Annotated in this window: 25 protein-coding genes; 13 read left to right on the top strand and 12 right to left on the bottom strand. The window is 71.6% G+C overall.

The annotated features are described in order from the left end of the window. Positions 1-188: 188 nt before the first annotated feature. Both N5I75_RS24085 and N5I75_RS24080 read right to left on the bottom strand, forming a co-directional pair. Entirely contained in the window at positions 189-1,484 is a 1,296-nt protein-coding gene (locus N5I75_RS24085; protein WP_476680465.1) for a DUF3152 domain-containing protein, read from the bottom strand. Positions 1,485-1,645: 161 nt separating this feature from the next. Next, complete coding sequence (locus tag N5I75_RS24080) at positions 1,646-2,740, bottom strand: alpha/beta fold hydrolase (protein ID WP_476680463.1); 1,095 nt, start codon at positions 2,738-2,740, stop codon at positions 1,646-1,648. A gap of 213 nt (positions 2,741-2,953) precedes the next feature. Between N5I75_RS24080 and N5I75_RS24075 the strand changes: the two genes are divergently transcribed. The 4 genes from N5I75_RS24075 (at position 2,954) to N5I75_RS24060 (ending at position 5,001) form a co-directional block, all read left to right on the top strand. Beyond that, a complete protein-coding gene (locus N5I75_RS24075; protein ID WP_476680461.1) occupies positions 2,954-3,172 on the top strand; it encodes a hypothetical protein in 219 nt (72 codons plus the stop codon). Between the two features lie 251 nt (positions 3,173-3,423). Then, positions 3,424-4,077, top strand: coding sequence for a TetR/AcrR family transcriptional regulator (locus N5I75_RS24070; RefSeq protein ID WP_476680459.1), 654 nt, complete (start codon positions 3,424-3,426; stop codon positions 4,075-4,077). 180 nt (positions 4,078-4,257) lie between these two features. Then, complete coding sequence (locus N5I75_RS24065) at positions 4,258-4,485, top strand: DUF3107 domain-containing protein (protein WP_394430685.1); 228 nt, start codon at positions 4,258-4,260, stop codon at positions 4,483-4,485. Positions 4,486-4,728: 243 nt separating this feature from the next. Continuing rightward, a complete protein-coding gene (locus tag N5I75_RS24060; protein ID WP_476680457.1) occupies positions 4,729-5,001 on the top strand; it encodes a hypothetical protein in 273 nt (90 codons plus the stop codon). Positions 5,002-5,014: 13 nt separating this feature from the next. Here N5I75_RS24060 and N5I75_RS24055 read toward each other — a convergent pair whose 3' ends face one another. Then, a complete protein-coding gene (locus N5I75_RS24055; protein ID WP_476680455.1) occupies positions 5,015-5,761 on the bottom strand; it encodes a ferritin-like fold-containing protein in 747 nt (248 codons plus the stop codon). Between the two features lie 527 nt (positions 5,762-6,288). On the opposite strand from N5I75_RS24055, the gene N5I75_RS24050 reads away from it, so the two are divergent. From N5I75_RS24050 to N5I75_RS24040, 3 genes are all read left to right on the top strand, one after another. Further along, a complete protein-coding gene (locus tag N5I75_RS24050; RefSeq protein ID WP_476680453.1) occupies positions 6,289-8,787 on the top strand; it encodes a DEAD/DEAH box helicase in 2,499 nt (832 codons plus the stop codon). 145 nt (positions 8,788-8,932) lie between these two features. Further along, entirely contained in the window at positions 8,933-9,796 is an 864-nt protein-coding gene (locus N5I75_RS24045; protein ID WP_476680451.1) for an alpha/beta fold hydrolase, read from the top strand. A 282-nt stretch (positions 9,797-10,078) separates the two neighbouring features. Beyond that, positions 10,079-10,231, top strand: a complete 153-nt coding sequence (locus N5I75_RS24040) for a hypothetical protein (RefSeq protein ID WP_181512666.1) — start codon at positions 10,079-10,081, stop codon at positions 10,229-10,231. Between the two features lie 81 nt (positions 10,232-10,312). On the opposite strand, the gene N5I75_RS24035 is transcribed toward N5I75_RS24040, so the two are convergent. The 3 genes from N5I75_RS24035 to N5I75_RS24025 all read right to left on the bottom strand — a co-directional run bounded on the left by N5I75_RS24035 (position 10,313) and on the right by N5I75_RS24025 (position 12,721). Beyond that, complete coding sequence (locus tag N5I75_RS24035) at positions 10,313-10,918, bottom strand: MarC family protein (RefSeq protein ID WP_324771142.1); 606 nt, start codon at positions 10,916-10,918, stop codon at positions 10,313-10,315. 99 nt (positions 10,919-11,017) lie between these two features. Continuing rightward, positions 11,018-11,890: a PHP domain-containing protein gene (locus N5I75_RS24030; protein ID WP_476680448.1), complete on the bottom strand. Its 873-nt coding sequence runs from the start codon at positions 11,888-11,890 to the stop codon at positions 11,018-11,020. Positions 11,891-12,067: 177 nt separating this feature from the next. Continuing rightward, positions 12,068-12,721: a DUF6758 family protein gene (locus N5I75_RS24025; protein ID WP_476680446.1), complete on the bottom strand. Its 654-nt coding sequence runs from the start codon at positions 12,719-12,721 to the stop codon at positions 12,068-12,070. 196 nt (positions 12,722-12,917) lie between these two features. On the opposite strand from N5I75_RS24025, the gene N5I75_RS24020 reads away from it, so the two are divergent. Next, the gene (locus tag N5I75_RS24020) at positions 12,918-14,141 is read left to right on the top strand and encodes an MFS transporter (protein WP_476680444.1); all 1,224 of its coding nucleotides are present in this window, start codon (positions 12,918-12,920) and stop codon (positions 14,139-14,141) included. Between the two features lie 47 nt (positions 14,142-14,188). Here the strand turns inward: N5I75_RS24020 and N5I75_RS24015 are convergent, their stop codons facing one another. Further along, positions 14,189-14,779 carry a suppressor of fused domain protein gene (locus N5I75_RS24015; RefSeq protein WP_476680442.1) on the bottom strand — a complete coding sequence of 197 codons (591 nt, stop codon included), beginning with the start codon at positions 14,777-14,779 and terminating at the stop codon, positions 14,189-14,191. Between the two features lie 506 nt (positions 14,780-15,285). On the opposite strand from N5I75_RS24015, the gene N5I75_RS24010 reads away from it, so the two are divergent. Then, positions 15,286-16,416: a magnesium and cobalt transport protein CorA gene (locus tag N5I75_RS24010; RefSeq protein ID WP_476680440.1), complete on the top strand. Its 1,131-nt coding sequence runs from the start codon at positions 15,286-15,288 to the stop codon at positions 16,414-16,416. A 14-nt stretch (positions 16,417-16,430) separates the two neighbouring features. After that, on the top strand, positions 16,431-16,946 hold the full coding sequence (locus tag N5I75_RS24005; RefSeq protein WP_476680438.1) for a hypothetical protein: 516 nt from the start codon (positions 16,431-16,433) through the stop codon (positions 16,944-16,946). A 111-nt stretch (positions 16,947-17,057) separates the two neighbouring features. Here N5I75_RS24005 and N5I75_RS24000 read toward each other — a convergent pair whose 3' ends face one another. After that, positions 17,058-17,810 (bottom strand): hypothetical protein, encoded by a 753-nt coding sequence (locus N5I75_RS24000; protein ID WP_476680436.1) that lies wholly within the window; start codon positions 17,808-17,810, stop codon positions 17,058-17,060. Positions 17,811-18,010: 200 nt separating this feature from the next. Here N5I75_RS24000 and N5I75_RS23995 point away from each other — a divergent pair, with 200 nt between their 5' ends. From N5I75_RS23995 to N5I75_RS23985, 3 genes are read left to right on the top strand one after another with little or no spacing between them, the layout of a single operon-like run. Continuing rightward, positions 18,011-19,345 carry a magnesium transporter MgtE N-terminal domain-containing protein gene (locus tag N5I75_RS23995; protein WP_476680434.1) on the top strand — a complete coding sequence of 445 codons (1,335 nt, stop codon included), beginning with the start codon at positions 18,011-18,013 and terminating at the stop codon, positions 19,343-19,345. Next, positions 19,335-19,934, top strand: coding sequence for a DUF1003 domain-containing protein (locus tag N5I75_RS23990; RefSeq protein ID WP_476680432.1), 600 nt, complete (start codon positions 19,335-19,337; stop codon positions 19,932-19,934). Before N5I75_RS23995 ends, N5I75_RS23990 begins: the two co-directional genes overlap by 11 nt. A 43-nt stretch (positions 19,935-19,977) precedes the next feature. Then, entirely contained in the window at positions 19,978-21,111 is a 1,134-nt protein-coding gene (locus N5I75_RS23985) for an Mrp/NBP35 family ATP-binding protein (RefSeq protein ID WP_476680430.1), read from the top strand. 78 nt (positions 21,112-21,189) lie between these two features. On the opposite strand, the gene N5I75_RS23980 is transcribed toward N5I75_RS23985, so the two are convergent. The 4 genes from N5I75_RS23980 to N5I75_RS23965 form a co-directional block, all read right to left on the bottom strand. Beyond that, positions 21,190-21,846 (bottom strand): hypothetical protein, encoded by a 657-nt coding sequence (locus N5I75_RS23980; RefSeq protein WP_476680428.1) that lies wholly within the window; start codon positions 21,844-21,846, stop codon positions 21,190-21,192. A 135-nt stretch (positions 21,847-21,981) separates the two neighbouring features. Beyond that, complete coding sequence (locus tag N5I75_RS23975) at positions 21,982-22,455, bottom strand: sec-independent translocase (RefSeq protein WP_476680426.1); 474 nt, start codon at positions 22,453-22,455, stop codon at positions 21,982-21,984. 172 nt (positions 22,456-22,627) lie between these two features. After that, entirely contained in the window at positions 22,628-23,701 is a 1,074-nt protein-coding gene (locus tag N5I75_RS23970; RefSeq protein WP_476680424.1) for a S1C family serine protease, read from the bottom strand. 89 nt (positions 23,702-23,790) lie between these two features. Next, the gene (locus N5I75_RS23965) at positions 23,791-24,525 is read right to left on the bottom strand and encodes a hypothetical protein (protein WP_476680422.1); all 735 of its coding nucleotides are present in this window, start codon (positions 24,523-24,525) and stop codon (positions 23,791-23,793) included. Between the last annotated feature and the right edge of the window lie 540 nt (positions 24,526-25,065).

Here is a 25,065-nt window from a genome sequence, read left to right as displayed (position 1 = left end):
GATCTCCCGTCTGGGGAGCCGCCGTTGACCCGGCGGCTCACAGCGGGACGAACGTATGCGGACATGCCGGTGGCGCGATGGACGGTTGTCCATCGCGCCACCAGAAGGGGTGAACGGCCGTAACTTTCCCGCGCGCGTGACGTTCGGTCGCGCTAAGGGTTCGAGCCGCTACATACAGCTACAGAATGTCAACCCTTGGGAAAGACCCAGGGGTTGGGCTTGCAGGTGATGCCATCGAGACTGAGGAACTTGGTCTGCTGCTGCATGACCGGCGCGAGCGCGCCGTTCCGCGAGCAGGAGACGTGGTTGTGGCCGAGCCGATGGCCGACCTCGTGGTTGATGAGCATCTGCCGGTACGGATAGATGGCCTGGTCGTGCAGTACGTCGTCGTACGTCTTCGAACCCTGGGCCCACCGGTAGGCGTTGATCATGACGCGGTCGGTGGCGGCGGAGTCGCACGACACGTTGTCCTCGGTCGTGTCGAGGCCGGACTTGGCGCACCAGGTGGCCGTGGTCCCGGGGCTGGCGAGCGTGATCACGAAGCGCGGCTCGCCCTTGGAGACACGTTCGAAGGTACGGGCGCCGTCGTGGGCCCAGCTCCGGTCGTCGTTCAGGGTCTTCTGCACCGCCTGCGCGAACAGCTTGCCGTCGAGCCCGAGCCCCTTCTCGACGTCGACGCGATAGAGAATCTTGTCCGCACCCGGCCTGGGCGCCTTGTCGGTGCCGGGGATCGTCTCGAAGTCCCCCGAGCCCTTCGCCTTCGCGGCCAGCGGGTACTTCATGCTCATCTTCTGGGCGTACGTCGCCGGGGCGGCCTGCGCCGTCTGCGACGGGGTCGCCCGGTCGTCCGAGCGCGACGCCGAATCGGTGTGCGCGCGGGGCCCGTCGGCGGCCCGCGCCTGCGCGTCGTTCGCGGCGCCGTCCTTGTCGGTGACCTGTCCGGCGACCACGACCGCGAGCACGGTGGTGACGGCCGCGGCGGCGATGCCGGTGTAGGTGAGGCCCCGGCCGCGCTTCTCGCGCTCACCGCCGCCCCCGCCCGGCTCGGCCCGCGTCTCCGAGCCAGCACCCGAGGACGAGCCCGCACCCGGGGACGAGGTCGCACCCGAGGACGAGGTCGAGCGGGAGCGCGAAGGCACCGGCGGCTCGTCGTCCCAGTCGGTGACGGACGCGTACGGATCCTTCGGACCCGCGGGGTTCCCGCGAGGGTGCGGGGCCTTCGGAGGCGCCTTGTCGAAGGCGTCGACGTACTCCTGGCGGGGCGACCGCTGCCGCGGCAGGACCGGCGACCCCGCGGGCGACCCGCCCGGCGCCCTGCGACCGCGCCCACCGTCCTCGCGATGCGCGGGCTCCTCGCGATGCTCGGGCGTACCCCAGCCCCCGCCCGGCTCCCGCTGCTCGGGGTGGCCGCCGCGGTTACGCGACACCTCGGGCCCGGCGGACGTGTGCGCCGGGGTGGAAGGCTCCCCGGACGGCGGCTCCACGGGCGCCTTGCGCCGACGACCGGTGCCCGGACGGGCCGGCCCGGGTACGCCGGAGCCGCGAGGCTCCCCCGTCCGCACGGCCGCTGCCGGTGCTTCAGGTATGTCGACGCTCTCCGCGCCGTCTGCCGGTCCTCGGCGGCTGTGCCGTCCCACTGGCCGCCTCAGCTCCCCTGCTCCGTAGTACTGCCTGTAGTGCTGTTGCCCGTAGTGCCGTTGCTCGTAGCGCTGTTGCCCGTAGTGCTGCCTGTATCGCCGATACTGCCCGACCTAACCGGAAGATCGTGCTCCCCGTCCAACGCCTCGGCGTCCGCGACAAGTTCCCGGAACGCCGTCGCGACTCTCTCCGGGTACTCCATCATGGCGACATGCCCCGCGTCCGGAAGCGTGAGGAGGCGTGCGTCGCGGAACGTGCGCGCCGCGCGCGCCGCCATCCGGTACGAGACGAGCTGGTCGCGCCCCCCGTAGATGAGCAGGGTCGGCGCGAGCACGCGCTCGGCCTGGCGCCAGAGCCCGTGCTGACCGCCGAGCGTGTACGCGTTCACGACCCCGCGCGCGGAGCGGGTCATCGCGTCCCAGAAGTACGGGAGTTGCATGCGGCGTTCCATCTCCTCCACGGCGGCCTTGAAGCCCTCCGGGGAGACCCGGCCGGGGTCGCCGTAGCAGAGGGCGGTGACGCCGCGGACGCGCTGCTCCGCCGTCCATTCCTTCGTCAGGCGCATGAAGAGCGCGGCAATGCCGGGGACGGCGAGGAGCCCGGTCGGCAGGGCGGTGCGCTGTACCCGGAGTTCGGGCAGGGCCGGTGACACGAGGGTCAGCGTCCGCACGAGGTCGGGTCGGACGGCGGCCACGCGCGTCGTGATGGCGCCGCCGAGCGAGTTCCCGAACAGGTGGACGGGGCCGCGCCCTTGTGCGTCGAGGTAACGGATGACCGCGCGCGCGTGCCCGGTGACCGAGTAGTTGCCGTCGTCCGGCGGCGGGGAGTCGCCGAAGCCGGGGAGGTCGAGGGCCTCGCCGTCCACGCCGTCCTCGAGCAGCGGCATGAGCGCCGACCAGTTCCGCGAGGAGCCGCCGAGACCGTGCACGTACAGGGCGGGCGGCAGCCCCGCGCGCGTGCCGGGCCGGGACCGGACCGAGAGCGTGAGCCCCGGCAGAGCGACCGAGCGCAGCCGCTCCCCCTCCGCGACCTTGACGGTGCCCGGTCTGGGCACCGCGGCGGCGATGGCGGGAGGCACACGCGGCGAATCGGTCGAAGACATGCGGCATATGTTACGAGACGATCACGCACTGGATCGTGTGTTCGCTGTCACAGATAGCTCATAGTTCTAGCCAAAGCTCAGCCGCTGCTTTATTTGCACGCCATCACACCGCAAGACACGGCAGCACACCGCATCGCGCCGCATCGGGGTGTCTCCTACGCTCGAATCAGGGCACCCGCCCACACAAGGAACAGGTGAGGAAGGGAGCCGTTCATGGCAGTCGACCCCGGTGAGCCCGAGACCTTCGCGGCTGACGAGCCCCAGGAAATCGATGTGGAGGCGCCGGAGGCGGACACCGCCGAGCAACTGACGGAAGTCGCGCCCGGCGAGGACGACGTACCAGGGGCGACGGCCGACCCGGCCACCGCCGCCGAAGGGGACCGGGCGGAGCAGGCACGGGTCGTGGCCCTCGACGAGGACGACTACCGCTAGCGACGGCAGCGACGGCAGCGACGGCAGCGACCGAAAACGGCTGTCGGTGACGACGGCTGTGGACGCCGGTCGGCGGTTTGCGCCGCTTTGCGTGTGTAGCGACCCCGCCCGCCCCCCGCGCGTGGGACACACATGGCTTTCACAGTCGTCCGGTCCATGAAATTCTGCGCTCGCACCGCGCACATCCTGGTTACCCAAAAGTACGATGACGGCGCGGCGCACACCGCGCACGGACGATTTTGGGAGGCGGCGTGACAGCCACCGAGCAGACGGAGGCAGCGCGCCCCAAGGGCACGCGCCTGCCGCGCCGAGCCCGACGCAATCAGCTTCTGGGCGCGGCCCAGGAAGTTTTTGTCGCACAGGGGTACCACGCGGCCGCGATGGACGACATCGCCGAACGGGCCGGGGTCAGCAAGCCGGTGCTCTACCAGCACTTCCCCGGCAAGCTCGACCTCTACCTGGCCCTGCTCGACCAGCACTGCGAATCACTGCTGCAGTCGGTCCGCACGGCCCTGGCCTCGACGACGGACAACAAGCAGCGCGTCGCGGCGACCATGGACGCCTACTTCGCGTACGTCCAGGACGACGGTGGGGCGTTCCGCCTCGTCTTCGAATCGGACCTGACGAACGAGCCGGCGGTGCGGGAGCGCGTCGACCGGGTCAGCCTGCAGTGCGCCGAGGCCATCTCGGACGTGATCGCCGAGGACACGGGCCTGTCCAAGGACGAGTCGATGCTCCTCGCCGTTGGCCTGGGCGGCGTCTCGCAGGTCGTCGCGCGCTACTGGCTGTCCAGCGAGAGCCCCGTCGAGCGCGACAAGGCCGTTCAGCTGCTGACATCGCTGGCCTGGCGCGGCATCGCCGGGTTCCCGCTGCACGGCGCGGACGGGCACCCGGACCAGCACTGACAAGCCCCCGCGAACCGGGCACTCGGCCGCTTCCGAGCCGCCCCGCACTTTGTTCCCGTATCGCTGTTCGCTCTTGGCGTGCAGCCGGGGCACCAGGTGCCTCGCCTCACCGGGCTAATGTTTGCTGCGTACGGCGCGCGGTCGTCCGCGCACATCACGGATCGTCGGAGGGACAAGGCCGTGGAGGTCAAGATCGGCGTGCTGCACACGCCCCGCGAGATCGTTCTGGAGAGCGGCCAGGCCGCCGAGGAGGTCGAGAGCGCGGTGGCCGAGGCGTTGTCCGGCAAGGCGCAGTTGCTCTCCCTTACGGATGAGAAGGGCCGCAAGGTGCTGGTTCCGGCCGAGCGCCTCGCTTATGTGGAGATCGGCGAGCCGTCGGTGCGCAAGGTGGGCTTCGGCCCGCTGTAGTGAGCAGCCAGAGGGCTGTAGCGAGCAGCTGAACGGTTGCAGTGAAGCAGCCAGAGGTACGGGGAAGGGCCCGGCGGCATCGTGCCGCCGGGCCCTTCCCCGTACACAGGGGCCCCGTACACAGGGGCCCCGTTCACAGGGCACGCACAGCAAGGGCCTTGAGGAGGATTGCGTTCCGGGTGCCAGGGGTAGACCGGGTAGGACCGATTTGCACCAACTGGCAGCGCGGGAGGGACCCTCACCATGCTTCTCGAAGCTCTCGGCTCCGCACTGCTCGGCCTGGCCCTCGCATGGGCGGCAGGCCTGCGGATGCCCCACCGTCTCCCGTCGCGCGCGCTCGTGCTCGCGACCGGGATCACCGGCGCCCTGTTCGGGGCGTTCATCACGCACAACGCGCTGGGCGCGGGCCATGTGCTCGCCACGCTCGTCGGCGCGCTCGTCCTCTCGGCGGCGCTGCTGTCGCTGCTGGTGCGCCCCACCCGGGGCAGAGCGCACCGGCTGAGCCCGAACCCGTAACCGCCGGCAGGCGCTACGCGGCGAGGCCCAGGGCCGCCATCCGCTTGGTGTGCGCCTCGGTGATGCGCGAGAACATCTTGCCGACCTCGGCGAGGTCGAAGCCGTCGGCCACACCACCGACCAGCATCGTCGACAGGGCGTCGCGGTCGGCGACCACCCGCTGCGACTGGGAGAGGGCCTCGCCCATCAGCCGTCGCGCCCACAGGGCGAGGCGCCCGCCCACGCGCGGGTCGGCGTCGATCGCGGCGCGCACCTTCTCCACGGCGAACGAGGCGTGCCCCGTGTCGTCGAGCACGGCGAGCACGAGGGAGCGCGTGTCCGAGTCGAGCCGGGCCGCGACCTCCCGGTAGAAGTCACTGGCGATCGAGTCGCCGACGTACGCCTTGACCAGGCCCTCCAGCCAGTCCGACGGGGCGGTCTGGCGGTGGAAGCCGTCGAGGGCGCCGACGAACGGGTCCATCGCGTCGGTCGGCTCGACACCGATCACCGAGAGGCGGTTGCGCAACTGCTCGAAGTGGTGGAACTCGGCGGACGCCATCTTCGCGAGCTCCGCCTTGTCGGCGAGCGTCGGCGCGAGCTTCGCGTCCTCCGCGAGCCGCTCGAACGCCGCCAGCTCCCCGTACGCGAGCGCGCCGAGCAGGTCGACGACGGCGGCGCGGTAGTTCTCGTCCACGGACGCGGTGGCCCAGTCCTGGGCGGCGATACCGGTCGCGGCGGGGGTCTCTCCAGCGGACGGCTTGGCGTTGTCAGGCGTCTCCATGAAGCGCACAATAGCCCGCTCCGCGCCCCCGGTAAGTCCCTGGTCAAAGAGTGTGACGACGACTACGTGACCTATTCGGCCATCGCACATGCGCGTTTCCGGGGTATGGTGGTAAAGAGCCCGCCGCGTGCAAGTCCGAATCCTGGCACTTGCGCGTATCCGCGACGGGCCTCACGAATGAGGATGCCCGGTCGGAGGCCCGATCGGCTCCGACCCGACAGCCCTCCGGCTCGTCCGTCACACGGCGTACGGCACGAGGAGGGGCCCTCAGCGGCACGAGCGCTCGAGCGTCGGCAGTGGTCCCGCGTCAACCGGTCCACCCGCACTGTGCACCCGCACCGGTGCGGATCGAGACCGGCGTACCACCGGCACGGTCACGACCCCCGCGTTCGCCTCGCACCGCACCTCACAGAAGAGGCAGCACCCTGACTACGCAGACTTCCACGTTCCGACAACTCGGCATCCTGCCCGAGACCGCCGAAGCCCTTGAGGCCGTCGGCATTGTCAACGCCTTCCCCATCCAGGAGATGACCCTCCCCGTCGCCCTCTCGGGATCGGACGTCATCGGCCAGGCCAAGACCGGCACGGGCAAGACCCTCGGCTTCGGTCTGCCGCTCCTGGAGCGCGTCACCGTCCCCGCGGACGTCGAGGCGGGCCGGGCCAGGCCCGAGCAGCTGACCGACGCCCCGCAGGCGCTCGTCGTGGTCCCCACGCGCGAGCTGTGCACGCAGGTCACCAACGACCTCCTCACCGCCGGCAAGGTGCGCAATGTGCGCGTTCTCGCCATATATGGCGGTCGCGCCTACGAGCCCCAGGTCGAGGCCCTCAAGAAGGGTGTCGACGTGATCGTCGGCACCCCGGGCCGCCTTCTCGACCTCGCTGGGCAGAAGAAGCTCAACCTCTCGCACGTCAAGGCGCTCGTCCTCGACGAGGCCGACGAGATGCTCGACCTGGGCTTCCTGCCCGACGTCGAGAAGATCATCAACCTGCTTCCGGCGAAGCGCCAGACGATGCTGTTCTCGGCGACCATGCCGGGCGCCGTCATCAGCCTCGCCCGCCGCTACATGTCGCAGCCCACGCACATCAACGCGACCTCGCCGGACGACGAGGGCGCGACCGTGCGCAACACGGCGCAGCACGTGTACCGCGCGCACAACATGGACAAGCCCGAGATGGTCGCGCGCATCCTGCAGGCCGAGGGCCGCGGCCTCGCGATGATCTTCTGCCGCACCAAGCGCACCGCCGCCGACATCGCCGAGCAGCTGCAGAAGCGCGGCTTCGCCTCCGGCGCCGTCCACGGCGACCTCGGACAGGGCGCGCGCGAGCAGGCGCTGCGCGCGTTCCGCAACGGCAAGGTGGACGTGCTCGTCTGCACCGACGTCGCCGCGCGCGGCATCGACGTCGACGGTGTGACGCATGTCATCAACTACCAGTCGCCGGAGGACGAGAAGACGTACCTCCACCGCATCGGCCGCACCGGCCGCGCGGGGCGCAAGGGCATCGCGATCACGCTGGTCGACTGGGACGACATCCCGCGCTGGCAGCTGATCAACAAGGCGCTCGACCTGAAGTTCAACGACCCGGTCGAGACGTACTCCTCCTCGCCGCACCTCTACGAGGAGCTGAACATCCCGGTCGGCACCAAGGGTGTCCTGCCGCGCTCGGAGCGCACGCGCGCGGGGCTCGGCGCCGAGGAGATCGAGGACCTGGGCGAGACCGGTGGCCGGGGCGCGTCGCCGCGCGGCGGCCGGGGTGGTCGCTCGGGCGACCGTGACCGTGGCCGCGACCGGGACCACGGTCGTGACCGCGACCGGGACCGCGACCGGGACCGGGACCGGGACCGGGAGCGTTCCAGCCGTACGCCGCGTCGTCGGCGCCGGACGCGCAATGGCGAGCCCGTCGCCGCGGCCCCGGAGACGACCGCGACCGTACCGGCACCCGCCGGCGCGCCTGCAACGGCGCCGGTGACGCCTGTCGCGCAGGACGCGACGGAGCCGCGTACGCCGCGTCGCCGTCGCCGCACGCGCGGTGGGGCGCAGGCCGCCGCCGTCACGACGGCCGCCGCGGCTCCTGTGGCGGAGCCGGTCGTCGAGGCCGCCGAACCCGCCGAGGCGCCGGTCGCGCCGCGTCGTCGTACGCGGAAGAAGGCCGACACCGTCGTCGAGCAGGCCGCCGCGCCGGCCGTCGAGACCATCGAGACCGCTGAAGCCGTCGAGGCGGAGGCCGCCCCGGCCAAGCCGCGTCGTACGCGCAAGAAGGCGGAGGCCGCTGTCGACACGGCGGAGGCCGTCGAGACGAAGCCGACCCGTACGCGGAAGAAGGCGGTCGCCGCGGCTCCGGCGGAGGAGGCTGTCGCCGAGCCCGCCGCCGCGCCTAAGCGCACGCGTAAGAAGGCCGTTGCGGCCGCGCCGGTCGAGGAGGCTGTCGCCGAGACCGCCACCGCGCCCAAGCGGACCCGTAAGAAGGCCGTCGCCCCGGTCGAGGAGGCTGTCGCCGAGACCGCCACCGCGCCCAAGCGCACGCGCAAGAAGGCCGTGGCCGCCGCCGCGCCGGTCGAGGAGACCGCCGCCGAGGCCACCGCGCCGAAGCGGACCCGTAAGAAGGCCGTCGCCCCGGTCGAGGAGGCTGTCACCGAGACCGCCATCGCGCCCAAGCGCACGCGCAAAAAGGCCGTGGCCGCCGCCGCGCCGGTCGAGGAGACCGCCGCCGAGGCCACCGCGCCGAAGCGGACCCGTAAGAAGGCCGTCGCCCCGGTCGAGGAGGCTGTCACCGAGACTGCCACCGCGCCCAAGCGCACGCGCAAAAAGGCCGTGGCCGCCGCCGCGCCGGTCGAGGAGACCGCCGCCGAGGCCACCGCGCCGAAGCGGACCCGTAAGAAGGCCGTCGCCCCGGTCGAGGAGGCTGTCACCGAGACCGCCACCGCGCCCAAGCGCACGCGCAAAAAGGCCGTCGCCGCCGCCCCGGCGGAGGAGGCCGCGCCCAAGCGGACCCGTAAGAAGGCCGTCGCCAAGGCCCCCGAGGCCTGATCGGCAACGCCGCACCGCGGTAGCAAGGCCCGGTCCCCGCACGTGCGGGGACCGGGCCTTGCCCGTACCCCCTCGCCTCACCCCACCTCACCCCACCTCACCCCCTTCCGCGCCTCAATGCGCCGCGGCGCGTACGCTCACCGGCATGAGCAGGCCCCCGACCTTCACGCCGCCGCCGGGCACGCGCGCCCGCACTCTGCGCACCGTCCGCGGTGACTTCGCCGCGCTCGTCGGTGAACCGGCGTCCGGTGCGGTGCGGGGCACCACGCTGTTGCTGCCGGGGTTCACCGGCAGCAAGGAGGACTTCATCGCGCTGAACGAGCCGTTGAACGCGGCGGGGTACCGCACCGTGGCCGTCGACGGCCGGGGCCAGTACCAGACGCCGGGCCCCTCCGACGACGAACGCCCGTACGCGCTCGCGGAGTTGGCGCAGGACGTGCTCGCCCAGGCCGCGACGCTCGGCCCGGCGAAGGTGCATCTCCTCGGGCACTCGCTCGGGGGGCTGGTCGCGCGCGCCGCGGTCATCGCGGACGCGGCTCCGTTCGCGTCGCTGACGCTGATGGCCTCGGGCCCGGCCGCCGTCTCCGAGGCGCAGCGGCAGCGGATCGAGCTGCTGCGGGACGCGCTCGCCGCGCTCGGCATGGCCCAGGTCTGGGAGGCCATGCAGGCGCTCGACGCCGCCGAGGACGTGGTGGACGTACGGGGTGACGAGGACGCCCTGCGCCAGCGCTGGCTGAGCAACAGCCCGGCGCAACTCATCGTCACGGGACGCCAGTTGCGTACCGAACCGGACCGGGTGGCGGAGCTGGCCGCGGTCGCGCCGCCGGTGCACGTGCTGTCCGGCGAGCGGGACGACGCCTGGCCCGTACCGCTGCTCGACGAGATGGCGCGGCGCCTGAAGGCCGAGCGCACGGTGATCAGTGGCGCCGAGCACTCCCCCAACACGGACCGCCCCGCCGAGACGGCAGCGGCTCTCGCGGCGTTCTGGCACCGGCACCCGGCCGCCTGACCAGCGCTGTCGGCAGCCGGGCCCTCCCCACACCCGTAACGCTTCGCAATCGCACCCTCACGCTACCGCCAAGTAATTAGGCCGCCGAAAATTTTCCTTAGCGTAGGGAATGTTTGTTGGTGGCAACCCGTTGTCACTTACAGAACGCGGGGCACTCTAGCCACGCAATCCACTCTTAACGGCCAGGCAACCGCCTGGCCGTACGGCAGGTCGAGGCTGTTGTCCTACGCCCTGCACCAGTAGTTCTCCTTCAGGAGGATGACCAGACGAAGGGAGAAGCCCTTGCGCTTCGAAATCATGCGACTCGACGACGTCGACGGCACCGCCGTGGACACCACCGTCGTGGACGCCGCCTCCGTCAACCGGATCGTTCAGCAGGCCGCCGCCATAGGGCAGCGCCTCTACATCCGCCCGGCCGAGTCGTCCGCCTCGTAACGGCGTAGCGACACCAGACGTCGAAGCCCCCGTACGCACACGGCGTACGGGGGCTTCGTGCTGCGCGGTCCGCGACGGGGCCTAGCTGTTCTGGATCACCTGGGTCACGCCGTTGATGATCTGCTGCACGGCGATCGCCGAGAGCATCATGCCCGCGAGCCGGGTCACCAGGACCACGCCGCCGTCCTTGATGATGCGGATGATCACGAGCGAGTAGCGCATGACGAGCCACAGGACGACGTGGATGGCGATGATCGCCGTCCAGACGGAGAGCTGCGTCGTGACCGAGTGGGCCTTCTGGACGGCGAGGATCACGGAGACGATCGCGCCGGGCCCGGCGAGCAGGGGCATGCCGAGCGGGACGAGGGCGACGTTCACGTCCTTCGTCTGCTGGGGCTCGTCGGTCTTGCCGGTGAGCAGGTCGAGCGCGATCAGCAGGAGCAGCAGACCGCCCGCGATCATCAGGGCCGGCACCGAGACGTGCAGGTAGTCGAGGATCTGGTGGCCCAGGACGCCGAAGACGGCGATGACGCCGAAGGCGACACAGACCGCCTGGAAGGCCATGCGCTTCTGGACCTTGGCGGGGCGGCCCGCGGTGAGGGCGAGGAAGATCGGGGTGATTCCGGGGGGATCCATGATCACAAAAAGCGTGAGGAAGAGGGATCCGAAGACGGCGACGTCGAACACAGTGGGGCTTGCCTTGCGGAGTTGAGCGCGGCTGAGGGCACGCGCGAGCTGAGCGGGGGAGAGGAGAAGCGAGGGGGCGCGCCCTCGAAAGAAGGTGCGTCAGGCGCGGGGTCCGCCGGCGCCGGGGACCGGGAAGGCGCCCGTGGCGCGGCGCGTGATCTCCCCGTAGACCTCGGGGTCGGTCGTGTACTCGCCGAGCACGCAGGTCTTGCGGCTGCCGTGGTAGTCGGAGGAGCCGGTGGCGAGCAGGCCGGTGTCGGCGGCGAGGCCGCGCAGCCGGTCGCGGGTGGCGTCGTCGTGGTCCATGTGGTCGACCTCGATGCCGTCAAGGCCGGCCGCGGCCAGTTCGGCGATGGCCGACTCGGGGACGGTCCTGCCGCGCTTGGCGGCGCCCGGGTGCGCGAAGACGGTGACCCCGCCCGCGGCCTTGACCAGGCGGATCGCCTCGAAGGGGTCGGTCTCGTGCTTCTCGGCGTACGCGCGGCCGCCGTCGGCCAGCCACTGGGGCGTGAAGGCGTCGGAGACCGTGTCCACGACGCCGAGCTCGACGAGCGCGGTGGCGATGTGCGGGCGGCCGACCGAGCCGTCCCCGGCGATCCGGGCGACCTGATCCCAGGTGACGGGGACGCCGAGGTCGTTCAGCCTGGCGATCATCTTCTTGGCGCGCGGGACGCGGTCGTCGCGGACCAGTTCGCGCTCGGCGAGGAGGTCGGGCTCCTCGGGGTCGAAGAGGTACGCCAGCATGTGCATGCCCACGCCGTCGAGGCGGCAGGAGAGTTCGGCGCCGGTGACCAGGGTCAGGCCGGTCGAGAGCCCATGGAGCGCGGCGATCGCCTCGGCGTGGCCGCGGGTCGAGTCGTGGTCGGTGAGCGCCACGACGTCCAGTCCGGCCGCCGCCGCGTTCCGCACCAGCTCGGCCGGGGTGTCCGTACCGTCGGACGCGGTGGAGTGGGTGTGCAGGTCGATGCGCACGGCTGCGTACTCCTCCGGACGACGTGGACGGATGGGACGGGACGGAACGGGGTGCATGGCCCCGCTCGCACCAAGGCCCGTACAGATGCTCGTACGGGCGTCTCGCGCGGAGGGGGACGCTCCAGGGTAACGGGGATTTCGGACAACCCCGCCCTCACCCGTGGGCGGTCCCGCCCATCACTCCTCCCCCACCTGCTGCAGGATGCGCGGCGACAGCGCCCCGCACGGCAGCAGGTCCACCTCCGCGCCCGCGTCCCGCAGATCGGTGAGCACCAGCTCGTCGTACATCAGCAGGCCGGAGCTTTCCGGCCAGACGACGGCCCACAGCCACAGGCCGCGCGCCTCGCCCGCGAAGACGGCGCGGTCGTCGGGGGTGCCGGAGACGTGCCACATGGGGGTGGGCCGCCCCGCCGCGAGGAGCTTGGCCTGCGGCGGGCCCGAGACGTCCATGTACGGGCCGGGGTCCGGGCCGTCGATGCCCGCGTACCGCGCGCCGAGCCCGACGCCCAGCTCCTCGGCGACGAGCACCAGCTCACCCATGCCGCCGAGCGGACCGGGGCCCGAGCAGGCGACGGCGGTGGCGCGGCCGCCGGTGCGGTCGTCCCCCGCGTTGGCGACGCCGGTGAAGAGCCAGCCGACCGGGAGCGGCCACGGCATCCACACGGGCACCTGTGCGCGGCGCACGACGACGCCGAGGGCCTCGACGCTGGGCGGGATCACGGGCTGCAGCGGGTGCACCGCCCCGTGTGCGTCGCACTGCCAGGAGTCGGCGAAGAGGCCGGGAGCCCTGACCCGGCCACCACACTTCGGGCAACTGGGTTCGCCCCTCATAAGGCCCCACGGTCCTCTCCGTCCCGCGTCGCGTCAAGGACGATCACCCGTCCGGAGGGCGCCGCGCGGAGGTGTTCCGCCGGGTGGCCGGAACCACGATAGATGTAGCTTGCATTTATTAGCGCAGCTAACTTATTATATGTATACGTCAACGATCAGAAGGGCCCGAGAGCCACCAAGGAGAACCGGAATGGGCATGAGCCACAGCAGTGCGGGAGGCACGCTCCTGCGTCAGCCGAAGGCGGTCTGGGCGACCGCCGGGGCGTCCGTCGTCGCCTTCATGGGCATCGGCCTCGTCGACCCGATCCTGCCCTCGATCGCCAAGGGCCTGGAGGCGACGCCCAGCCAGGTCTCCCTGCTCTTCACCTCCTACTTCCTCATCACCGCCGTCGCGATGCTGGTGACCGGCTTCGTCTCCAGCCGGATCGGCGGCAAGAAGACCCTGCTCGCCGGGCTCGCGCTCGTCGTGGTCTTCGCCGCGCTCGCGGGCACCTCGGGCTCGGTCGGCGAACTGGTCGGCTTCCGCGCCGGCTGGGGCCTCGGCAACGCGCTCTTCGTCTCGACCGCCCTCGCCGTCATCGTCGGCGCCGCGGCCGGCGGCAGCGCCGCCGCGATCCTGCTGTACGAGTCCGCGCTCGGCCTGGGCATGGCGTGCGGGCCGCTGGTCGGCGCCCTGCTCGGCAACGCGAGCTGGCGCTATCCGTTCTTCGGCACCGCCGCGCTGATGGCCATCGGCTTCGTCTGCATCACGGTGTTCCTGAAGGAGCAGCCCAGGCCCGCCACGAAGACGTCGATCCTCGACCCGATCAGGGCGCTCGGCCACGGCGGGCTCGCCTCGGCGGCGATCTCGGCGTTCTTCTACAACTACACGTTCTTCACCGTGCTCGCCTTCACCCCGTTCGTGCTGAACATGACGCCGTACAAGAGCGGGGGCGTGTTCTTCGCCTGGGGTGTGCTGCTCGCGCTGTTCTCGGTGATCGTCGCGCCGCGCATGCAGGCCCGGTTCGGCTCCCTGAAGGTGCTCGGCGGCTCGCTCGTCCTGCTCGCCGCCGACGTGCTCGTCCTCGGCTACGGCAACCACACGGCCGCCGTCGTCTGCACCATCCTGTCCGGCGCCTTCATCGGCGTGAACAACACGGTCTACACCGAGCTGGCACTCGGCGTGTCGGACGCGCCGCGCCCCGTGGCGAGCGCGGGCTACAACTTCGTGCGCTGGTTCGCCGCCGCTGCCGCCCCGTTCTTCGCGCCGAAGATCGAGGAGTGGAGCGACATCCACATGCCGTTCGTCGTCGCCGCGGTCACGGCGGTCATCGGCGCGGTCGTGGTGTGGGTGCGCAGGAACGCGCTCACCCACGAGGTGGAGGAGCTGGAGCCGCAGCACGCCACCGAGGACGGCGTCAGCGTCTTCGCCGCACAGTAAGTACTGCGGGGATTCTCGACTGCGGGGATTCCCAACCGCGGGGATTCTCAGTCGAGCGGGACGGACTTGCGCAGGGGATCGCGCAAGTCCGTTCCCCCGTTCAGCCACTTCTCCTGGAGCGCGGCCGCGCCGTGCACCCGCTTCCACGCCGCCTCGTTCGGCGTCATCGGCAGCAGCGGCAGGAACCGTACGGGGTCGAGCGGCTCGTCCAGATCGAGGTCCTCGACCAGGCCGCCCGGCTCCGCCACCAGGACCGAGGTGAACGGGGCACCGGGCCACAGCGCCTCGCCCACGTCGAGCGACGCCCCCGGCGCCACCACGAGACCCTCGACCTGCGGGGACGCGGCCAGCACGGCGAGCGGGCGCAGCACCTTGTCGGTGTCGGCGAGGCCGGCGCGGACCGTGAGCACCAGCTCGGCGCGCGGGCCCTTGACGGGGTCGGCCAGGGCCGCCGTCGGATCGGACATCGGGGACGCCGACATGCCGAGGGTGGCGTACCGCACGAGGCCCTGATCGCCGTCGGTGAAGCGGAGCACCTCGATCCGGTCCGTGCCGAGGAACGTGACCGCCGCGCGCGCGTCCGGTTCGCCCAGGGCCGTGGTCAGCCGGGCCTCGACCAGCGCAAGAACTTCTGCCATCCCGCGAGCATAGAACTCGCATGCGTTGGGTAAAGAAGGGGCTTGCTTTCTTCAGGCGGCTGATACTCTGGGCCGCCGGTCGGAATGGTGCGCGGTGCGCATCCGCCGGGGGCTCTCGGAGCCCTCGAAGAACCGACCCACACACGTCCCCCACGGGGGACCGGCCGGAGGAGGTGGGGCTGTCATGGATCGAAGTCGACCGTGCAGTACCACCCGTTCTTCCGGCCGCTAGGCCCGCACGCCCCCTTCGCAGTCAGCAGCGCGACCGTTCCACCGTCTGCTTCCCGGGCTGCCCGCGTACGCCGGAAGAGCGCTTCGACACCGCCTGATCCCTGAGATCTTCCCGATCTCGATCCGCATCAGTAAGCGAAGCCGCCCAGCGTCGGTGCGGTGCTCCCCGCTTTGTGGACGTGCAGCGTGTCCGGTTGCCCAGGACGTCCTCATTCCGGGTAGTGCCGATCTTCCGGTCGCCACGGCGCGGCTCCCGCCCGCGAAGGAGCCTGCCCATGTCGATGATCCGCGACCTGCGTGCCGCCGTCCGCCCCTCGCTGCGCAAGAGCGTGGCCCCGTACGGCAACGAAGCACGTAATACGTATGACGCCACCCGCGACCCGTCGGCCGTCTCCGCGGTCGTCGACTGCGCGGTCTACCGGGACGGCGCCCGCGCCGAGTCCCCCGCGGGGCTCACCCCGCGCGAGGCCCGCCTCCAGGTGCGCCGCGACGGCGGCTTCGCCTGGATCGGGCTGCACGAGCCGACCGAGGCCGAATTCGCCGGAATCGCCGCCGAGTTCGGGCTGCACCCGCTCGCCGTCGAGGACGCCGTCCACGCCCACCAGCGGCCCAAGCTGGAGCGGTACGACGACACGCTGTTCACCGTCTTCAAGACCATCCACTACGTCGAGCACGCCGAACTCACCGCGACCAGCGAGGTCGTGGAGAGCGGCGAGGTCATGTGCTTCACCGGGCGGGACTTCTTCATCACCGTCCGGCACGGCGGGCAGGGCTCGCTGCGGGCCCTGCGCCACCGTCTCCAGGAGGACCCCGAGCTGCTCGCCAAGGGGCCGAGCGCGGTGCTGCACACCATCGCCGACCACGTCGTCGACGGCTACCTCGCCGTCGCCGACGCCATGCAGGACGACATCGACGAGGTCGAGACCGCCGTCTTCTCGCAGACCGGCAAGGGCTCCCCGCGCGGCTCCGACGCGGGCTCCATCTACCAGCTCAAGCGCGAGGTCCTGGAGTTCAAGCGCGCCGTCGCGCCGCTGCGCCGCCCGCTGCAGCTGCTCAGCGAGCGGCCGATGCGGTTGATCGACCCGGACATCCAGAAATACTTCCGCGACGTCGCCGACCACCTGGAACGCGTGCAGGAGCAGGTCATCGGCTTCGACGAACTGCTCAACTCCATCCTCCAGGCCAACCTCGCGCAGGCCTCCGTCGCCCAGAACGAGGACATGCGCAAGATCACCTCGTGGGCCGCGATCGTCGCCGTACCGACCATGGTGTGCGGCGTGTACGGCATGAACTTCAAGTACATGCCCGAACTGCACTGGCGCTACGGGTATCCGCTCGTCCTCACCGTCACCGTCGCCGCCTGTTTCACGATCCACCGCACCCTCAAGCGCAACGGCTGGCTGTAGCTACGCTGGCCCGTATGACGACTGAACTGCTCGATGCCGCCCTCGTCGAGGAGGCCACGAAGAAGTCCGGGCTCATCTGGGTGCGCGGCGACGACGGCCCCGAGCGGGCGTTGTGGCACGTGTGGCACGAGGGCGCGGCGCTCGTCGTCGGCGACGGGCCCGGCGAGCAGCCGCTGCCCGGCCTTGTCGACGGGGGTGCGGCGACCGTCACCGTTCGCAGCAAGGACAAGGGCGGGCGGATCGTCGGCTGGCGGGCGGAGGTTTCTGAGCTCGCGCCCGGGAGTGAGGCGTGGGAGGCGGCCGTCGCGGAGCTGAAGGGGAAGCGGCTGAACGCGCCCGACGCGGAGACGATGACTCTGCGATGGGGGAGGGAGTGCCGGGTGGTGCGGCTCGAACCCGTTCGGGGAGCGGGGGTTTTGGCGGCCTCTGCGGGGTCCTTGGCCGCTGCTCCTGTGCCGTCGTCCGCTGTTACTCGTAACGCCGTGCCTGCCGGGTTGCCCCGATTGCTTGGGCGGCGGCGTAAGCGTTGAGGTCTCGGGGCTCCGCCCCGGGCCCCGGTCCTCAATCGCCGGACGGGCTTGATGTGGCCGAGGCGGGCTTGATGTGGCCGAGGCGGGCTTGATGTGGCCGAGGCGAGCTCTCTACGACGTCGGCAAGGCCTGGCCGTAGTCCACCGTTTCCGTTTCCTTCGGTTCCGTCAGGGGGAAGTCGCGGCCCCACTCCGTCAGCCGGAGCGTGCCCGCGCCGCCCGCTCGTTCCAGGCGGAGGGGGTATGCCGTGCCCTCCAGGGAGACGTCCAGGGTGCCGCCCGCGCCGTCGTCGCCGGTGAGCTGGATCGTGCGGGTGGAGCCGGAGGTCGAGCGGTCGCCCTTGTCCAGGGTGCCGTGCAGGGTGAGGAGGCCGTCCAGGAGGACGTCCTTGTCGGTGAAGGTGGAGAGGCGCTTGTACGCGGGGTCGCCCGTCGGCACCTTCACGTACTTGCCGTCGAGCTTCTCCGCCGCCGCTGCGTCCCCGGCCGAGCCCTTCGCGTCGTCCGAGTGGGTCCAGAACTCGGCGCCCGCCTTGAGGTACAGGTGCTCACCGACGCGCAGCAGCCGGAACGTGCTGCCGCTCGTGGTCACCGAGCCCGTGCCGCCGTCGTCCTTGAGCCGCATGTCGAGCTTGTACGTGCGGCCGCCGCTGACCACCGTGCCCGCGAGGTGGACGGTGGCCGCCGCCCGGGCGGCCTTGACCGTACGGGTCTGGATCTTGGCCGGTTCGAGCTTGCCGACCCCGTTGGTGCCCGCGTCGGGGTCGTCGCCGCCGCAGCCCGCGAGCGCGGCCGCGAGCCCCGTGCACAGCGCGCCTGCCAGGAACGTCCTGCGGATGCGGCGGCGCGGGGGACGTGCGGTCACGGGCGGGACCACCTCTCGTACGGCATCGGGCTCGACGGCAGTACGGCAGCGTACCTGTGTCATCTGCGGTTACTCGTACGGGACCGCACACGGGCAGGCACCCGCGGGCGCACGGCGTGTTCGACGGCCAGCGGATAGCCTGAGCCCCGGATTGCGCGGATAGCAGGATGGATCAGCACGAAAGGACGGTACGAGGAGACATGGCAGCAGTGGCTCCACGGATCTTTGTCTCCCACCTGTCCGGTATCGCCGTCTTCGATCCGAACGGGGACCAGGTCGGACGCGTGCGCGACCTCGTCGTCATACTCCGTCCCGACCGGCGGCCGCCCCGGCTGCTCGGCCTCGTCGTCGAGCTGTCCACGCGCCGCCGCATCTTCCTGCCCATGACCCGGGTGACCGGCATCGAGTCGGGCCAGGTCATCACGACGGGCGTGCTCAACGTGCGCCGCTTCGAGCAGCGCCCCACCGAACGCCTCATCCTCGGCGAGATGCTCGACCGGCGCGTACGGCTCGTGGAGAGCGGCGAGGACGTCACCGTGCTCGACATCTCCATCCAGCAGCTGCCCGCGCGCCGCGACTGGGAGATCGACAAGGTCTACGTCCGCAAGGGCAAGGGCGGCACCTTCCGGCGCAAGGGCGAGGCGCTCACCGTCGACTGGGCCGCCGTCGACGGCTTCGCGCGCGAGGAGCAGGGGCAGGGCGCCGAGAACCTGCTCGCCACCTTCGAACAGCTGCGCCCCGCCGACCTCGCCAACGTCCTGCACCACCTCTCCCCCAAGCGCCGCGCCGAGGTCGCCGCCGCCCTCACCAACGAGCGTCTCGCCGACGTCCTCGAAGAGCTCCCCGAGGACGACCAGATCGAGATCCTCGGCAAGCTCCAGGAGGAGCGCGCCGCCGACGTCCTGGAGGAGATGGACCCGGACGACGCCGCCGACCTCCTCGGCGAGCTGCCCGAGGCCGACAAGGAGCGCCTGCTCGCCCTCATGCGGCCCGGCGACGCGGCCGACGTGCGGCGCCTCATGGCGTACGAGGACAAGACCGCCGGCGGTCTGATGACGACCGAGCCGATCGTGCTGCGCCCGGACTCGACGGTCGCCGACGCGCTCGCCCGCGTCCGCAACCCCGACCTGTCCCCCGCGCTCGCCGCGCAGGTCTACGTGTGCCGCCCGCCGGACGAGACGCCGACCGGCAAGTACCTCGGCACGATCCACTTCCAGCGGCTGCTGCGCGACCCCCCGTTCACCATGGTCAGCTCGATCCTCGACGAGGATCTGCAGGCCCTGTCGCCAGAGGCCCAGCTGCCGGAGATCGCCGGGTTCTTCGCCACGTACGACATGGTGGCGGCGCCCGTCGTCGACGAGAGCGGGGCGCTGCTCGGCGCCGTTACCGTCGACGACGTACTGGACCACATGCTGCCCGACGACTGGCGCGAGCAGGAGTTTCACCTTTCGGGGGACGTGAACGAGGGGGACGTGAAGGACGGGGACGCGAACGGCGGGGACGTGAACGATGGGGACGTGAACGATGGGCACTGACGAACGCGAGCGTGAGCGGGAGCGCGAGGCGCGGGCCCTGGCCGACACGTCCCGCCGCTCCCGCATCCGGCTCGACCAGCCGCGGCCCGCGCGCCGCAAGCTGCTGCCCGACTACGACCCCGAGGCGTTCGGACGGCTGTCCGAGCGCATCGCGCGCTTCCTCGGCACCGGCCGGTTCATCGTCTGGATGACGGTGCTCATCATCGCGTGGGTCGCCTGGAACGTCTTCGCCCCGGCCTCGCTGCGCTTCGACACCTACCCGTTCATCTTCCTGACCCTGATGCTGTCCCTGCAGGCGTCGTACGCCGCTCCGCTGATCCTGCTCGCCCAGAACCGGCAGGACGACCGCGACCGCGTCAACCTCGAACAGGACCGCAAGCAGAACGAGCGGTCGATCGCCGACACCGAGTACCTGAGCCGCGAGGTGGCGGCCCTGCGCATCGGTCTCGGCGAGGTCGCCACGCGCGACTGGATCCGCTCCGAACTGCAGGACCTGCTCAAAGAGCTGGAGGAGCAGCAGCGGACCATCTCCAGGGGCGAGGTATTCCCGGCCGACGGCGAGCGCCGACGTGACGTAGACGACCGCTGACGGGGCTTCGGTGCCCCGGTTACCGCGCCGTACTATCGGGCGTATGGCTACGGAAGACGCGGTGCGCGAGGCGCTCGCGACAGTGAACGACCCCGAGATCCAGCGACCCATCACCGAACTGGGGATGGTCAAATCGGTGGACATCGGTGCGGACGGAGCCGTCGCGGTCACCGTGTACCTGACCGTCTCCGGCTGCCCGATGCGCTCCACGATCGAGAACAACGTGAAGGAGGCCGTCGGCCGCGTCGACGGTGTCACGCGGGTGGACGTGACGCTCGACGTGATGAGCGACGAGCAGCGCAAGGAGCTGGCGGCGGCGCTGCGCGGCGGCACCGCCGAGCGCGAGGTCCCCTTCGCCAAGCCCGGCTCGCTGACCCGCGTCTACGCGGTCGCCTCCGGCAAGGGCGGCGTCGGCAAGTCCTCCGTGACCGTGAACCTGGCGGCGGCGCTCGCCGCCGACGGCCTGAAAGTCGGCGTCGTCGACGCGGACATCTACGGGCACTCCGTCCCGCGCATGCTCGGCGCCGACGGCAAGCCCACCCAGGTCGAGAACATGATCATGCCGCCGTCGGCGAACGGCGTGAAGGTCATCTCCATCGGCATGTTCACGCCGGGCAACGCCCCTGTGGTCTGGCGCGGCCCGATGCTCCACCGCGCCCTGCAGCAGTTCCTCGCGGACGTCTTCTGGGGCGACCTCGACGTGCTCCTGCTCGACCTGCCGCCGGGCACCGGTGACATCGCGATCTCGGTCGCCCAGCTCGTGCCGAACGCCGAGATCCTCGTCGTGACGACCCCGCAGCAGGCCGCCGCCGAGGTCGCCGAGCGGGCCGGCTCCATCGCCGTACAGACCCACCAGAAGATCGTCGGCGTCGTCGAGAACATGTCGGGCCTGCCCTGCCCGCACTGCGGCGAGATGGTCGACGTCTTCGGCACCGGCGGCGGCCAGATGGTCGCCGAGGGCCTGACGAAGACGACCGGGGCGACCGTGCCGGTCCTCGGCGCCATCCCCATCGACGTCCGCCTGCGCGAGGGCGGCGACAACGGCAAGCCGGTGGTGCTCAGCGACCCCGACTCCCCGGCCGGGTCGGCGCTGCGCGCCATCGCGACCAAGCTCGGCGGCCGTGAGCGCGGCCTCGCGGGCATGTCCCTGGGGATCACGCCGCGCAACAAGTTCTGAGCGCTTGCCTCGTACAGGCAGAAGGGCGGGCCGCACCTGTTCAGGTGCGGCCCGCCCTTCTCCGCGTGCGTGCACGTGTCACGCGAGCGCGGCCACGTCCTTGATCACGGAGAAGGCGAGCCCGTACGCGCTCATGCCCCGCCCGTAGGCCCCCAGGTGCTCCCCCGCCTGCGTGGAACCGGCGAGCACCCACCCGTACTCGGACTCGCGGTAGTGGAACGGCGTCGGGACCCCGTCCACCGGCAGCGACAGCGTCGCCCAGTCCGAGGAGTTCAGGTCGTCCGCGAGCACCCAGGCCGTCTCGGTCTGCTGCTCCAGCCAGTCGTCGCGCAGGGTGTGGTCCATCTGCGTCGGCCACGTGTACGAGAGCAGCCCGACCCCGGCGAGCCAGGCCGCGGACGAGACGGACGTGGCGTCCAGGGTGCCCGTGCCGTCGGCGCTGCGCCGCGTCGGATGCGCGGCGACGGTCACCACGACCGCGAACCGCTCGGTGTCCTCCGTGCTCTCGCTGCGGACCGAGGGCTCCTCGCCGTGCCCGATCGAACCGTGCTCGACGGACCCGTCCGCCGTGGTGCCGACCTGCATCAGCCAGCGCGGTCCCGTGAAGGCCTCGTCCAGGCCGTACCAGGGGAAGGGCGCCAGCAGGTAGCCGTCGACCGTGCGCCGGGCCGCAGGGGCGTCCTCGGCCCCCTCGGTGTCCGGCGCCTGCGCGCCCACCCGACTCGTCGTCTCCATGTACCCGGCCGCCTCCTCGCTCTCGTACGGACCGGAGCGGACCGCCCCCCTCGGGCGTTCTCACGTCCGGCCCGCGCAACCAACAAGGCAGGATGCCACACCGGACCCAGGGGGCCCGGCTTCGACCGGTGTGGTTCAGGTCGCGTCGGCGTCGAACGGCGGGTGATCGTCGGCGGCCGGCTTCGCGGGCCGCTTCTCCAGGTCGGGGCCCTTGCGCATGTCCACGCGGGCGCCGTTCGACGACGCGGAGGCGGTGCTGGAGGTGGCGGCGGAGTCGTCCAGCTCACCGACGGTGTGCACCGCGTCGGTGACCTCGGCCATCTCCTTCTTCAGGTCGAACCCGTTGCGGATCTCCTTGAGACCCAGCTCGTCGCTGTCCAGCTGCTTGCGGATGAACGTCTTCGGGTTCAGGTCCTCGAACTCGAAGTCCTTGAACTCCGGGCCCAGTTCGCTGCGGATGTCTTCCTTCGCGCTGTCCGAGAACTCGCGGATCTTGCGTATGGTGCGCGAGACGTCCTGGATGAGCTTCGGGAGCTTGTCGGGGCCGAAGACGAGGACGGCCAGCACGACGAGCGTCACGACCTCCAGTGGGCCAATGTCGTTGAACACCTTGCACTCCTAGCGTGTCCTCGGCCCGCGGTCGGTCTTCAGCAGCAGGTCTTCGGCTGGTCCGGCATCGAACGGACCGGGTCCACGGTACCCGGCGATGCTGTCCGTCCGGTAGCCACAGGGCGACGGACAGGATCACGCGGGGCCGTGGGGTGCGGTCCGCGGGGCGCGGTCAGTCTCCGTCCGCCGAGCCGAGGACCAGGGTGACCTTGCGCTCCGTCCCGCCCCGTTCGACCGTCAGGTCCAGCTCGTCCTTCGGGCGGTGCGCCCGGATCTTGACGATCAGCTCCTCGCCGGTGTGCACCCGGACCCCGTCGACCTCGGTGATCACGTCGCCGGGCCTGATGCCCGCCTTCGCGCCGGGGCCGCCCGCGCTGACGGCCGAGCCGCCGTCGTTGCCCTTCGTGCCCACGCGGGCGCCGTCGCCGGAGTAGTCCATGTCGAGCGTGACGCCGATCACCGGGTGGGTGGCCTTGCCGGTGTTGATGAGCTCTTCGGCTACGCGCTTCGCTTGGTTGATCGGGATGGCGAAGCCGAGGCCGATGGAGCCGGACTGGCCGCCGTCGAGGTCGGAGCCGCTGTCGGCGGAGCGGATGGCGCTGTTGATGCCGATGACGCGGGCCTTGGAGTCGACGAGCGGGCCGCCCGAGTTGCCGGGGTTTATCGGGGCATCGGTCTGCAGCGCATCGACATAGCTCACATCGGTCCCGTCGCCCTTCTCGCCGCCCGCCGTGATGGGGCGGTCCTTGGCGCTGATGATGCCCGAGGTGACCGTGTTGGCGAGGTCGAAGGGGGCGCCTATGGCCACGACGGGGTCGCCGACCTGCACGTTCTCCGAGTTGCCGAGGGGCAGCGGCTTGAGGCCGCGGACGCCGGACACCTTGATGACGGCGAGGTCGTAGCCACTGTCGTGCCCGACGACGTCCGCGTCCGCGCTCTCGCCCCCGGCGAAAGTGACCGATATCCGACCGCTGGAGCCCGCCGGCTGGACCACGTGGTTGTTGGTCAGGATGTGGCCGCGGCCGTCCAGCACGAAGCCGGTGCCCGTGCCCTCCTCCGACGAGCCCTTCGTGTGGATGGTGACGACGCCGGGCAGCGCGCTGGCGGCGATCCCCGCGACGCTGCCGGGGTCGCGGCGCGCGGACTCGGCTCCGGCCTGCGGCAGCTTCACCTCGGCCCCGCCGTTCCGCTCCAGGTAGGACCCGAGGGCGCCGCCGACGACCCCCGACACGACGGCGATCAGCACCGCCCGACCACCACGCCCCGCCGCGACCGCCGGGGCCGCTCCCCGACGAGCCCCCGCTCCCCGACAACCCGACGGGCCCGGCCCACGGGTCATACCGCTGCCAGGGCCCTCCGGGGTGGGGCGGGGTGGCCGTACGGGTCCTGGGGGCCGGGGTAGGGGTGACCGGGGTTGTGCGGGTGGGCGGGGCTCTCGGGGGCCGGGTGGGGCTGATCCGGGCTGGGCTGGTGCGCGGCGACCTCGGGGGCCGGGTAGGGCTGATCCGAGCTGGGCTGGTGCGCGGCGCTTCCGGGGGCCGGGTAGGGCTGATCCGGGCTGGGCTGGTGCGCGGCGCTCTCAGGGGCTGGATAGGGCTGGTGCCCCGTGCTCTCGGGGGCCGGGTAGGGCTGGTGTGGCGCGGCCGGGGCTCCTGCGTAGGGCTGCTCGGGCGTCGGCTGTTGAGCCGCCGGGCTGGGATAGGGCTGCTCGGGCGTCGGCTGCTGAGGCGCGGTCGAGTACGGCTCCTCGGGCATCGGCTGAGCGGCCGCCTGACTCGGGTACGGCTGCTCGGGCGCGGGCTGCGGGGTCTCGGCCGGGGTGCCCGGGTACGCCGCGTGCTGCGCTGCGAACGGTGACGCCGTGCCGTGCGGCGGGGTGGTCGCCGGGTGCTGCACGGGCGGCGCGGGCGCCCACGGACCGGGCTCGCCGTAGGGCGGGGTGCTGTAGGGGTCCGGGTCGTGGAGCGGGCGGGGGGCGTCCTGGTCCGAGGCGGCCGAGTCGGCACCTGCCTCCGAGGCAGGGGCGTCCTGCGTCGGGGCCGCTCCGGCCCCCGAAGCCTCGGAAGCCACCGGGGCGCCGGGACCTGCCAGGGTTGTCCTGAACCCAGACTCAGCAGGCTCAGCCGGAGCCGCGCCGACCGGGTCGACCGGACCCGGCCCGCCCGGCCCGGACACCGCGTCAGCCGCCCGAGCCGCAGGCACGGCCTCGTCCGCCGGGGCGACCGGAGCCGCCCCCTGCATCGAGTCGGCCGGGGCCGGCGGAGCCAAGTCGTATGTGCCCGGTGTGGCGTCGGACATGTCACCGGTTCGCGCCGAACGCGTCTCGGGGCTGGCGGTCACGCCGTCACCAGGGCCGGCCACGGCGTCCGGTGCCCCAGCGGGCGGCACCTCACGGACCGGGCCCTCGGCGTCCGGCGGCACCTCACTTCCCCCGGGCCCGTCGATACCGGCCGGCTGCGGAGCAGGCAGGTGCCAGTCGCCGTCGTCCGTCGGGCCGCCCGTGTTCGGTCGGGGGCGGCTCCACCACTTGGCCTTCGTGGGCTTGCCCTCGTCCATGTCCCGCCGATCTCCCCAGCACCTGGCCCGCGGCACGACGCCCCGGGCTCCTCA

Source organism: Streptomyces sp. R818 (assembly GCF_056172735.1).
The sequence above is the reverse complement of the archived record's forward strand: the minus strand, read 5'-3'. Positions and strand labels throughout refer to the sequence as shown.